At 59.3% G+C, this 10,847-nt stretch carries 12 protein-coding genes; 1 reads left to right on the top strand and 11 read right to left on the bottom strand.

The genetic code is table 11. From position 1 onward, the window contains the following. Nucleotides 1-208: 208 nt before the first annotated feature. From NQ050_RS10665 to ykgO, 8 genes are all read right to left on the bottom strand, one after another. Entirely contained in the window at nt 209-1,204 is a 996-nt protein-coding gene (locus NQ050_RS10665) for a sulfate/molybdate ABC transporter ATP-binding protein (protein ID WP_257039325.1), read from the bottom strand. 25 nt (nt 1,205-1,229) lie between these two features. After that, nucleotides 1,230-2,042 (bottom strand): sulfate ABC transporter permease, encoded by an 813-nt coding sequence (locus NQ050_RS10660; RefSeq protein ID WP_257039323.1) that lies wholly within the window; start codon nt 2,040-2,042, stop codon nt 1,230-1,232. Beyond that, nucleotides 2,043-2,825 carry an ABC transporter permease gene (locus NQ050_RS10655; RefSeq protein ID WP_257039322.1) on the bottom strand — a complete coding sequence of 261 codons (783 nt, stop codon included), beginning with the start codon at nt 2,823-2,825 and terminating at the stop codon, nt 2,043-2,045. Further along, nucleotides 2,822-3,952: a substrate-binding domain-containing protein gene (locus tag NQ050_RS10650; RefSeq protein WP_257039327.1), complete on the bottom strand. Its 1,131-nt coding sequence runs from the start codon at nt 3,950-3,952 to the stop codon at nt 2,822-2,824. The genes NQ050_RS10655 and NQ050_RS10650 overlap by 4 nt, the downstream gene beginning before the upstream one ends. A 285-nt stretch (nt 3,953-4,237) precedes the next feature. After that, the gene (gene nrdE, locus NQ050_RS10645) at nt 4,238-6,391 is read right to left on the bottom strand and encodes a class 1b ribonucleoside-diphosphate reductase subunit alpha (RefSeq protein ID WP_257039320.1); all 2,154 of its coding nucleotides are present in this window, start codon (nt 6,389-6,391) and stop codon (nt 4,238-4,240) included. Nucleotides 6,392-6,462: 71 nt separating this feature from the next. Beyond that, entirely contained in the window at nt 6,463-6,891 is a 429-nt protein-coding gene (gene nrdI, locus NQ050_RS10640) for a class Ib ribonucleoside-diphosphate reductase assembly flavoprotein NrdI (protein ID WP_257039326.1), read from the bottom strand. Between the two features lie 159 nt (nt 6,892-7,050). Beyond that, the gene (nrdH, locus tag NQ050_RS10635) at nt 7,051-7,284 is read right to left on the bottom strand and encodes a glutaredoxin-like protein NrdH (protein WP_257039318.1); all 234 of its coding nucleotides are present in this window, start codon (nt 7,282-7,284) and stop codon (nt 7,051-7,053) included. A gap of 610 nt (nt 7,285-7,894) precedes the next feature. Next, a complete protein-coding gene (gene ykgO / locus NQ050_RS10630) occupies nt 7,895-8,017 on the bottom strand; it encodes a type B 50S ribosomal protein L36 (protein WP_005511141.1) in 123 nt (40 codons plus the stop codon). Nucleotides 8,018-8,305: 288 nt separating this feature from the next. On the opposite strand from ykgO, the gene nadE reads away from it, so the two are divergent. After that, the gene (gene nadE / locus NQ050_RS10625) at nt 8,306-9,181 is read left to right on the top strand and encodes an ammonia-dependent NAD(+) synthetase (protein ID WP_373456457.1); all 876 of its coding nucleotides are present in this window, start codon (nt 8,306-8,308) and stop codon (nt 9,179-9,181) included. Here the strand turns inward: nadE and NQ050_RS10620 are convergent. The 3 genes from NQ050_RS10620 to NQ050_RS10610 all read right to left on the bottom strand — a co-directional run bounded on the left by NQ050_RS10620 (nt 9,178) and on the right by NQ050_RS10610 (nt 10,751). Further along, a complete protein-coding gene (locus tag NQ050_RS10620; protein ID WP_257039315.1) occupies nt 9,178-9,651 on the bottom strand; it encodes a pyridoxamine 5'-phosphate oxidase family protein in 474 nt (157 codons plus the stop codon). The genes nadE and NQ050_RS10620 overlap by 4 nt on opposite strands. Nucleotides 9,652-9,655: 4 nt before the next feature. Next, nucleotides 9,656-9,952: a hypothetical protein gene (locus tag NQ050_RS10615; protein WP_257039314.1), complete on the bottom strand. Its 297-nt coding sequence runs from the start codon at nt 9,950-9,952 to the stop codon at nt 9,656-9,658. A gap of 112 nt (nt 9,953-10,064) precedes the next feature. After that, nucleotides 10,065-10,751 carry an NADPH-dependent F420 reductase gene (locus NQ050_RS10610; protein ID WP_373456456.1) on the bottom strand — a complete coding sequence of 229 codons (687 nt, stop codon included), beginning with the start codon at nt 10,749-10,751 and terminating at the stop codon, nt 10,065-10,067. Nucleotides 10,752-10,847: the final 96 nt, after the last annotated feature.

The raw sequence follows: 10,847 nt of genomic DNA, 5'->3' as shown, positions 1-10,847 counted from the left end.
GGACGTGGGCGTAGGGGCGCGCTGTTGCGTTGGTCGATAGGACCCGTTGGTCGATAGCCTAAAGTCGATAGGACCCGATTTTCCCCGAATCCGCTGCCCTATCGACCAACGCGGCGTCCTATCGACTTTGAGCTATCGACCTACGCCCAAAACAAGCCAAAACAAGCCAAAACAAGCCCAAACCAAGCACCTAACCCAGCCCCGCGCCCTACCCCTCACCCACCAATGACGCCGGGCGGGTGGCGCGGGCGTAGATGGTGTCGCCTGGGTGGAGGTTGAGCGCAAGGGCGTCGCCGCGGGTGATTTGGGCAACCACTTCCTCACCGTCGCGCTGGTCGTGGAGCTCTACGCGCACCTCGAAGCCCAAGTGCACCACTCGGTCCACTACCACGGGAATCACGGAGGTCTCCGCCACCTCGTTTTCCGGGGTGGCCAGCACAGGGTTGCGGCCTAGGCGGATGTCATGGGGGCGTACCACTTTGCCCATGAGGTGGGTGACTTGGCCGAGGAAGCCCAGCACAAACTCGGTTTGGGGGTGGTCGTACAGCTCGTTGGGGCTGCCCACCTGTTCGATGCGCCCTTTATTGAGCACCACCAGTTGATCCGCAACGTCGAGGGCCTCCTGCTGGTCATGGGTGACCAACACCGTGGTGATGTTGAACTCCTCGTGCATCCTGCGCAGCCACAGACGCAGGTCATCGCGAACCTTAGCGTCCAAGGCGCCAAAGGGTTCGTCGAGGAGCAACACCTTGGGGTTCACAGCCAGGGCTCGGGCCAGGGCCAGGCGCTGGCGCTGACCACCGGAAAGCTGATCCGGGTATCGGGTTTGGTATCCAGCCAAACCCACGATGCCCAGCAGTTCGTCCACTTTGGCGTCGATTTCCGCGGCGGGGCGCTTACGAATTTTCAAACCAAAGCCCACGTTGTCCCGCACTGTCATGTGGCGAAACGCCGCATAGTGCTGGAACACGAAGCCGATCCCGCGCTCCTGCGGTGAGACGTTGGTGACGTCGCGCCCGTCGATAATGATCTGCCCAGAATCCGGGCGATCCAAGCCCGCGATAGCCCGCAGCAGCGTGGATTTCCCGGAGCCTGATGGACCCAGCAGCGCTGTGAGCGAGCCCTCCTGAATCTCGAGGGATACGTTGTCTAACGCTTTGAAGTCGCCGTACTGTTTGTTCAGATTTTTTGCGGTGATCTGCATGATGCTTGCCTGCCTCAGTTACTTTCTAGTGCTTCCTGCGCTGTTGGATTGCGGTCATTGCCAAAAGAACGAGTACGGCCACGCCCATCAGCAGCGTCGCCGCAGCGTAGGCACCGTATTCATTGTGGTCGTCGATGTAGCGGGAATGCACCAGCAGGGTGAGCGTCTGGCCGCCACCGCCAAAGTTGCTGGCCACCATGATCACCGCACCAAACTCCCCCAGTGCGCGGGCCACGGTGAGCACCACGCCGTAGGTGAGGCCCCAGCGGATCGCGGGGAGGGTGATGTACCAGAAGGTTTGCCACCACGTTGCACCCAGCGTGGAGGCCGCTTCCTCCTGCTCAGTGCCGATTTCCTGGAGCACCGGCTCCACCTCGCGCACGATGAACGGCAGCGTGACAAAAATGGTGGCAATAATCATGCCCGGCAGGTGGAAAATGATCGGGAGCTGGCCAAACAGGCCACCGGTGAGTTTGCTGAACCAGCCGTCGTAGCCCCAGAGCAAGATCAGGGAAACGCCCACGATAATCGGCGAGACCGCAAACGGCAGATCCACCACGGCGTGCAGCAGGCGCTTGCCCCGGAACTCGCCGCGCGCGAGCGCCAGAGACACCACCACGCCAAAAATCACGTTCAGCGGTACGGTGATCAGCACGATGATTAGCGAGGTCTGCAGCGCCGAGATCGCCGCGGGGGTGGTGATCCACGCCCAGAACTCGTCCAAGCCCGGCGCGAAGGTGCGGTACAGGATCGTGGCAATGGGCAACACGACGAGCACCGCCAGGTAGACCAGCGCGATCGTCCGCAATACCAGTGTTGAGGTGCGTGAAAGCTGCATTTACTTCACCTTCCGCAACGCAATGAGGACCACAAAGGTGATGGCCAACAGCACCACGGACACAGCGGCGGCCGCCGATGGCACATCTGATTCAATTTGTTCCTGGATGTACTGCGAGGCCACCTGGGTGTGCCCAGGGATGTTACCGCCGATCAGCACCACGGAACCGTACTCCCCGATCGCACGCGCAAACGCAAGGCCGGAACCAGAAAGCAGCGCCGGCAGCAGGGCGGGCAGCACGATGCGGAAGAAAATGATGCGGTTGTTTGCGCCGAGGCTGGCGGCGGCCTCCTCTACATCCCTGTCCAGCTCGATGAGCACCGGCTGCACCGCGCGCACAACAAAGGGCAAGGTAACAAACGTCAGCGCAAGCACCAGCGCCGGCTGGGTGGCGTTCAACGTGAGCGGCGAATCTGGGCCGTACAGAGAGAGCAGCACCAGCGACGCCACGATGGTGGGCAGCGCGAAGGGCAGATCAATGAGGGTGTTCACGATCTGTTTGCCCGGGAAGTCATCGCGCACCAGCACCCACGCGATGAGCGTGCCGAACACCGCGTTAATCAGCGCAACGATCACGGAGACGGTGAGCGTGATCCGCAGCGCCGCCAGCGCGTCCGGGGCGGTGACGGCCTGGGTGAAGCCGGTGATCCCGCCTGCGGTGAAAGCCTCGGTGGTCAAGGCGGCGAGCGGCAGCAGGACGAGCACGCTCAGCCAAAGTGTTGCGAGTCCGACGGTCGCATTTGTCCTAGTACTGGTGTTTGCGCGCAACTTCAACGTGGTCATAGCGCCTCCCTGTAGATCTTGGTAATCACGCCGTCTGTGGCGCCTCCGCCGGATTCCGCACGCTGGAACAGCAGCGCGTCCACGATGGCCCACCCCGATTTGCCGTCCAGGTTGTACTGCTGGGCAAGCGCCGGGTTCTCCTTTGCAAGCTGCTGGAATGACCTGGAGAGATCATCAATGGAATAGGCAACATCAAAAGGTGCGAATGGCGCTGGGAGGGTGACGTCGTGAAATAGTGCCGGACCCGGCCGGAATCCCTGCTGCTGCCAGACCTGCTCCGCTTCCGGAGTGAACAGGTAGTCGCGGAAATTGATTGCCTCGGGGTTTTTCTCCTCCCCGATCCCCACTACTGCAACAGGGTTTTCAATGCGGAACGTTTGCGCGGGGTTGAGGTAGCTAATGCTCGCGCCGGAGTTGGCCAGCAGGATCGCCTCGTTTTCGTAGGAAAGCAGCACGTCGCCCTGGCCTTGCTCGAAGGTGGAGGTGGCCTCGCGCCCGGACTTGGGACGCAGGCGGAAGGAGTTGCCGATCAACTGCGTGAGCTTTTCCGACGCATACTCGTGCGCCTCTTGGAGGCTCCCACCTTGCTCCTGCTTTGCATAAAACCACGCCGCATACGGGGCGAGGAGGTTCCACTTTGCAGAGCCCGACGACGCCGGGTTGGGAGAAATCACCTCCACATTCAGCAGGTCATCCCACGTTTGAATGTTTAGGGGATTGCCCTCACGGGTGACAAAGGTGACCACCGAGCCGAAGGGCACGGCTTTGCCGGATTCATCGCCGGGGATGTTGTCCTGCCAGGATTCCTCTACCACCCCGGCGCGAACCAGGCGGGTGACGTCTGGCTCCACGGAAAGGTTCACGATGTCCGCCGGCACGCGGCGCTCCACCTTTCGGGATTGGTCGCCGGAGGCGCCGTAGGACTGGGCAAAGCCGGTGTCGGCGTGCTCGCGGTAGGCGGGGATGATGGCGTCGAAGCCCTGCTTGGCCACTGCGTAGGCCACCAGGTTGAGGTGCTGGGAGCCGAAAGAGATGTCTGCGCCACCAACTTCGTCGGTAGAGCCTCCGGGCACCACAAACACCCCTATGAGCGCCGCGGCGGCGATGGGTAACACAACGTTGCGCACCTGCACTGATCCGCCCTCCTTCCGTTTTCAGGCCTACTTCCTGTCCTCGCCTTGGGTTGAATGCCCTTTATAGACTAAGCAGTCTAAACGCTGCATACCAATCGCTCCGCTTTTGCGGAGGTTCCATTGGGCCTGCCGGAGGATTTGTGATGGCGGGGGTTATTTTCTTCAAGTTGAAAATAACTGCGCGGGTGCGCATAAAACAACTAGACCGAGCGTTTCCAATAGTGGAACGCTCGGTCTAGTTACCCGGCGCGGTGATGTTAGGCCGCCGTTGAGCCGCCGTTAAAGCATGCAGCTCACGCAGCCCTCAACCTCGGTGCCAGTGAGTGCAACCTGACGCAGGCGGATGTAGTAAAGGGTCTTAATACCCTTGCGCCATGCGTAGATCTGCGCGCGGTTGATGTCACGGGTGGTCACGGTGTCCTTAAAGAAGAGCGTGAGGGACAGCCCCTGGTCCACGTACTTGGTGGCCACTGCGTAGGTGTCAATCACCTTTTCGTAGCCGATCTCGTAGGCATCCTGGTAGTAGTCCAGGTTCTCGTTGTCCATGTGCGGCGCCGGGTAGTACACGCGGCCGATCTTGCCTTCCTTGCGGATCTCAATGCGCGAGGCAATTGGGTGGATGGAAGACGTGGAATTGTTGATGTAGGAGATCGAGCCGGTTGGCGGCACCGCCTGCAGGTTGCGGTTGTACAGGCCGTACTGAGCTACGTCTGCCTTCAACTGCGCCCAGTCCTCAGCGGTGGGGATGTAGGCGGTGGAGTTGGCGAACAGCTCCTTGACGTGCTCGGTCGTTGGCTGGAAGTCGGCCGGATCAAAGGAGTCAAAGTACTCGCCGGTGGCGTACTTGGACTGCTCAAAGCCTTCAAAGGTAGTGCCGCGCTCTCGGGCAATCTTGTTGGAGGCGCGCAGGCACTGGTAGAGCACGGCAGCAAAGTAGGCGTTGGTAAAGTCCAGGCCTTCCTCCGAGCCGTAATAGATGTGCTCACGGCCAAGGTAGCCGTGGAGGTTCATCTGACCAAGGCCGATGGCGTGGGCTGCGTTGTTGCCCTTGCGGATGGAAGGCACGGAATCGATGCTGGTTTGCTCAGACACCGCGGTAAGGCCACGAATCGCGGTTTCAATACTCTGCGCGAAGTCCGGGGAATCCATCGCCATTGCGATGTTCAGGGAGCCGAGGTTGCAGGAGATGTCTTCACCAACCTCAGCGTAGGTAAGGTCTTCGTTGAGCACAGATGGGGTATTAACCTGCAGGATTTCCGAGCACAGGTTAGACATGTTGATCCGGCCGGCGATTGGGTTCGCGCGGTTCACCGTGTCCTCAAACATGATGTACGGGTAGCCGGACTCGAACTGGATTTCCGCGATGGTCTGGAAGAACTCGCGGGCGTTGATCTTCTGCTTCTTAATACGGGGATCTTCCACCATGTCTTCGTAGTTCTCGGTGATGGAGATGTCCGCGAAAGGCTTGCCGTACACGCGCTCCACGTCATACGGGGAGAACAGATACATATCATCGTTGCGCTTGGCAAGGTCAAACGTGATGTCTGGGATCACCACGCCGAGTGAGAGGGTCTTAATGCGGATCTTCTCATCGGCGTTTTCACGCTTGGTGTCCAGGAAGCTCAGGATGTCCGGGTGGTGGGCGTTGAGGTACACCGCGCCGGCACCCTGACGGGCACCGAGCTGGTTTGCGTAGGAGAAGGAATCCTCCAGCAGCTTCATCACTGGGATTACGCCAGAAGACTGGTTCTCAATCTTCTTAATCGGCGCGCCGGCCTCACGCAGGTTGGAAAGCAGCAGCGCCACGCCACCGCCGCGCTTGGAAAGCTGCAGGGCGGAGTTGATGGAGCGGCCAATGGACTCCATGTTGTCCTCAATGCGCAGCAGGAAGCAGGACACCGGCTCGCCGCGCTGGGCCTTACCGGAGTTCAGGAAGGTTGGGGTGGCGGGCTGGAAGCGGCCGGTCATGATCTCATCAACCAGGTTGCGGGCCAGGTCCTGGTCACCCGCGGCGAGCTGCAGGGCCACCATGCAGACGCGGTCCTCGAAGCGCTCCAGGTAGCGGGAGCCGTCAAAGGTCTTCAGCGTGTAGGAGGTGTAGTACTTGTACGCGCCGAGGAAGGTTTGGAAACGGAACTTGTGGGCGTAAGCCTGCTTGAACAGGTCCTTGATGAAGGAAAACTCGTAAGGCTCGAGGGTTTGAGGGTCGTAGTAGTTGTTGGAAACCAGGTAGTCAATCTTTTCCTCAAGGTCGTGGAAGAACACGGTGTTCTGGTTGACGTGCTGGAGGAAGAATTGGTTGGCCGCCTCACGGTCCTTATCAAACTGGATCTGACCGTTTTCATCGTAGAGATTCAGCAGCGCGTTCAGGGCGTGGTAATCAAGTTGCTCGGAACGAGACACTGGTTCTGCAACGTTGCGTCCGTGGATCATGGGCGGGGTCCTTACTGTTTTGTGGGGAAGTCTGGGGAAGATTGTGAGGGGTCAATGGTTGCGGCTGGTAGCTACGCCGCTTCCAAGCCGAGTTCCTTGGAGTGCTGCTCAAGGCCTTGGCGGACAATTGCCACGTCCTCTTGAGTGCCAAGCAGTTCAAAGCGGTACACATAGGGCACGTTGCATTTTTGGGAGATCACGTCCCCCGCTTTGCCGAAGTCCGTGCCAAAGTTGGAATTGCCGCTGGCGATCACCGCTTTGATGAGGCTCCGGTTGTGCTCGTTGTTAAGGAAGCGGATCACCTGGGTGGGCACCGGCTTGGTGTTGGCTCCGCTGATGGACGCTCCTCCTCCGTAGGTGGGGCACACCAGCACGTATGGTTGATCCACGATCAGCGGCGGATCCTGCTTGTGCAGCGGGATCCGTTTTGCGGGAAAGCCGAGCTTTTCCACAAAACGCTTGGTGTTTTCTGTAGCTGAGGAAAAGTACACCACGAGCATGGTGTTGTTCCAATCTTCAAGGTCGATTGTTCTGAGTTTGCGGATTGCGAGCGCTTGCAGCGCTTTTACTGTGTGCCGCAACGTGAGGTCCGCGCACGCCTCGCACTTGAAAAATGGCCCCACGCGATGCGTTGGGGCACTTTTCATTGGGGATATGAATTACGCAACCTGGGTTGCGAGTTCACGGATACGCTCTGGGCGGAAGCCGGACCAGTGCTCACCGTTTACCTCCACCACAGGGGCCTGAAGGTAGCCGAGGGCGAGGACGTAATCGCGGGCGTCATCATCCAGGCTAATGTCTACCAGGTTGTATTCCAGACCGGCGCGGTCGAGTGCCTTCTTGGTTGCGTTGCACTGGACGCAAGCTGGCTTGGTGTAAACGGTGATCGACATATTTTTATCCCTATAACTCTTATTTCACCAGTGTGGTGGAGCTGCTGTGATGAACAGAAACGACACTATACGTTGGGCCTAACTTCCGCAACTGACACAACATATAGTAGTTACATCGTTGAAACTCCCAGTTGGCACCCAAGCGCGCGCCCTACATGTTGAGCCAACTACCACCCTTGTAATTTCACGGCTGAAGATCAGCAGATCCACTTCCCCGCGTTTGCCCAGCTCACCAAAAATCGCCCCGGAAGACCGTTATTAATTCGTTATAAAGTGTTCAACTTTGACGTGAAACTTTAACCTTTGAGGCGGCGCAGTGGGGCCTCGAAGACGCCCCACCGACGCCACCACGCGGCCGGCTGGGCCATCCTGGGTTTGGGAGGGCCTTTTGGGCGTTGGTCGATAGCCCAAAGTCGATAGGCCAGTGCGTTGGTCGATAGGACGGCGGTTTTTTGGGGGAAAAACGGGTCCTATCGACTTTGGGCTATCGACCAACGCACCCCAACCACCCCAACGCACCCCAACCACCCCAAGCCCAACTAACAAAAAAGTGCAGCGCCGCACTGCCATTTCGGACAGTTGCGGCGCTGCACGCAAACCAAAGGCGGAATTAGCCCTGGCGAGCCTTGAAACGTGGCTCCTTCTTGTTGATCACATAAACCTTGCCACGGCGACGCACAACCTGAGCGCCCGGCTTGTTCTTCAGCGACCGAAGGGACTTACGGACCTTCATCGGGCGCTCCTTTCTTTACTAATGAATACTTTTGACCATGCATATTGCTGTGCGCTTGCAGTTTCCCTGCAGGCGCCCTCATTGGCAGGCATTTCGCCCATGCACACATGGTCAGGACACGAGGAATAACCTTATCCCAATTGGCACCCAAACACAAACCCCCCTAGCCTTGCGCTCCCGCTACCCCACTGGAGATCTTGGAGGCTGGGGCGCTTGGGACGTCGGGAACCTATTGCGCGCGCCTAGAATGACCTCATGACTGAGCATTCCGTGACCACAGGCCATCATTTGGGCGAACTGCAGCGCCACATCATCAACGAGCTGCACACGAAAGCGTTTATCAGCGCGGAGGAAGAGGTGAATCGTCGCGTGCGATTCCTCAAGGAGTACCTGCACGCAACCGGCACGAAAGGCTTTGTGCTGGGGATTTCGGGCGGGCAGGATTCGTCATTGGCAGGAAGGCTCGCGCAGATCGCGTGTGAGCAGCTCCGCGCGGAAGACACCGACGCCCACTTCTACGCCATCCGCCTCCCGCACGGCATCCAAGCAGACGAAGCCGATGCCCAAACCGCCCTTAGCTTCATCAACCCCGACTACCGACTCACCATCAACATCGAGCCAGCAACAACTGCGCTGAGCGACGCCGTCAGCGCTGCACTCATCGAGGCAGGCGGCGGGGCTGCGGGGGCGGCTGCGAATGGGGTGACCGACTTCAACAAGGGAAACATCAAGGCCAGGCAGCGGATGGTAGCGCAGTACGCGGTGGCCGGCGAGCTGCGGCTGTTGGTGATCGGCACGGACCACGCAGCGGAGAACGTCACCGGGTTCTTCACCAAGTTCGGCGACGGCGCGGCAGACCTGTTGCCACTATTCGGGCTTTCCAAGCGCCAGGGCGCCGCCCTTCTTGAGCACCTTGGGGCGCCCGCAGCGCTGTGGCAGAAGGTGCCCACCGCGGACCTCGAGGAGCAGCGCCCAGGGCTAGCCGACGAAGACGCCCTCGGTGTGACCTACCAAGAAATCGACTCGTACATTGAGGGCACCAAAGCCATTTCCGAGGATGCCCAAAAACGCATCGAACACCTGTGGCGCGTGGGCGAACACAAGCGCCACCTGCCGGTCACACCACAAGATACTTGGTGGCGGACCGAAAACCCGCAAGACTAATAGCGCTCTGGCTCTTCGCCGAGCACGAACGCTCGGCCGGAAATGCTCTTGGGCGTGATGCGCACAAAGTTGTACTTCAGCGTGGGCACCCAAGGCTTGAGGCCCAGGGTGTCTGCGTGGTTTGCCTCGTTGGTGTCTTTCACCAGTGCGGCAGTGCCCTTGACCACCACGGACCAGGCGTTTTCACCCTCGTGGAACTCGTCTACTTCAAAGAGGACGTCGGCGTTGAGGTTTACCGTGAACAGCTTGGTGCCTTCCGCGGTGCGGAAGTACAGCGCGGTGCCGTCTTCGGCGAAGGGGTTGTTGGTGTCCACCACGAAGTTGATGGGGAAAATATCCATGTCATTGGCTCGGCGCACCACCAGGCGCCCCACGCTGTGGGTTTTCATGCGCTCAAGGCTTTGTTCTTCGCTGAGGACGGTGATGGCGTCCTCTGGGGTTTCGTTGTTGAGATCTTCGCTGTAGGTCATGGGCCTATTTTGCCTTATTTTCCTCAATCAACCGGACAAAAGGCGGGTCCTGGAACTCCCAGCTTTCCACCATTTCTGCCAATTCTTGCTCCGAAAAGCCCAGTTCAGAAGCAAATCGGCGGAAACCTTCAGGGTCTGCTATCCACCCCCAAACTAGGTCGGCTGGGCTGGCGAACACGGTGCTGCGCTTGTCGGCAGGGCGCACCAGGGCTGCTCTGCGCTGGCGAAACGCCTCGATGTGCGCCACCGCCTCTTGGCTCAGCAGCACATCTTGGTGGGAGGGTGTGTGGGATGCATCCATGGCGAAAATGATACTCGCGCAATTGCTGAACAAAGCGCAGAAAAAACCACCCGCGGTGGGGTCTGGCAAGAAAGGAACGAAAGGACTCCAGGCCAGCCGCAGGTGGTGAGATCTAAATGCGTTGCAGCATTTCCTCCTTGTTGAGGAAGGTGTCTTGCAGGCCACCGAAGGTGTGGAGGTCACCGAATACCTCGATGCGTGCGGTGTCATCTACGCCGCCGGCCTTGACGGGGTCCCACCCTGCCTGCTCGGCGAGCGCAGCAACCTTGTTGCCTGCGGCGTCGTCGTCGGTAGCGTAGAGCATCACGATGTTACCGCCGTGATCAGCGCGATCCTTTTCCAGCTCGGCAGCGGCCATGGTGCCAAAGGACTTGACGTAGTGCACGCCCTCGCCCAAGGCCTTGCTCATTTGCTGGCCTGCGGAAACACCTTCAGGGTTGAGGTTGAGGGCGTTGCCCTGCTCGTCGAAAGCGATGTTGTTGGAGGGGTCTACCACCGTCTTGCCGCTGAGTTGCTCGCGGTATTGCTGTACGAGCTCGATACCTGCGGCAAAGGGGATGGCCAGAATGATGACGTCATTGTTGGCGATTGCCTCCTCGGTGGTGGCGGCGGTGGCGTTTTGTCCCAACTGTTGCGCCACCTTTTGAGCGTTTTCAAGGTTGCTTGCGGCAACGGTGATGGGGATATTGTGCTGTGCAAAGCGGGTTGCAAGGCGGGAACCAATGTTGCCAACGCCAATGATTGCGGTGCGGGTTGCGGTACTCATTGTGGGCCTCCTTGAAGGCGAAGAAGTAAACAATTTTTGTTGATATATCAAGTAATGCGTTTCGGAAGGCCTTTGTTCCCACCACCCAACCCCTGCCCCAATGCGGGGGTGACGGTGACACGCCCCACC

The sequence above is a fragment of the Corynebacterium sp. 122RC1 genome, from assembly GCF_024580955.1.
Taxonomy (GTDB): domain Bacteria; phylum Actinomycetota; class Actinomycetes; order Mycobacteriales; family Mycobacteriaceae; genus Corynebacterium; species Corynebacterium kozikiae.
This window is presented reverse-complemented; position numbering and strand designations above follow the sequence as displayed.

Excerpts from the sequence above, each read along its gene's own strand:
- NQ050_RS10665 (WP_257039325.1), bottom strand. The coding sequence starts at position 1,204 with ATGCAGATCACCGCAAAAAATCTGAACAAACAGTACGGCGACTTCAAA.
- NQ050_RS10660 (WP_257039323.1), bottom strand. The coding sequence starts at position 2,042 with ATGCAGCTTTCACGCACCTCAACACTGGTATTGCGGACGATCGCGCTG.
- NQ050_RS10655 (WP_257039322.1), bottom strand. The coding sequence starts at position 2,825 with ATGACCACGTTGAAGTTGCGCGCAAACACCAGTACTAGGACAAATGCG.
- nrdE (WP_257039320.1), bottom strand. The coding sequence starts at position 6,391 with ATGATCCACGGACGCAACGTTGCAGAACCAGTGTCTCGTTCCGAGCAA.
- nrdI (WP_257039326.1), bottom strand. The coding sequence starts at position 6,891 with ATGCTCGTGGTGTACTTTTCCTCAGCTACAGAAAACACCAAGCGTTTT.
- nrdH (WP_257039318.1), bottom strand. The coding sequence starts at position 7,284 with ATGTCGATCACCGTTTACACCAAGCCAGCTTGCGTCCAGTGCAACGCA.
- ykgO (WP_005511141.1), bottom strand. The coding sequence starts at position 8,017 with ATGAAGGTCCGTAAGTCCCTTCGGTCGCTGAAGAACAAGCCGGGCGCT.
- NQ050_RS10620 (WP_257039315.1), bottom strand. The coding sequence starts at position 9,651 with ATGACCTACAGCGAAGATCTCAACAACGAAACCCCAGAGGACGCCATC.
- NQ050_RS10615 (WP_257039314.1), bottom strand. The coding sequence starts at position 9,952 with ATGGATGCATCCCACACACCCTCCCACCAAGATGTGCTGCTGAGCCAA.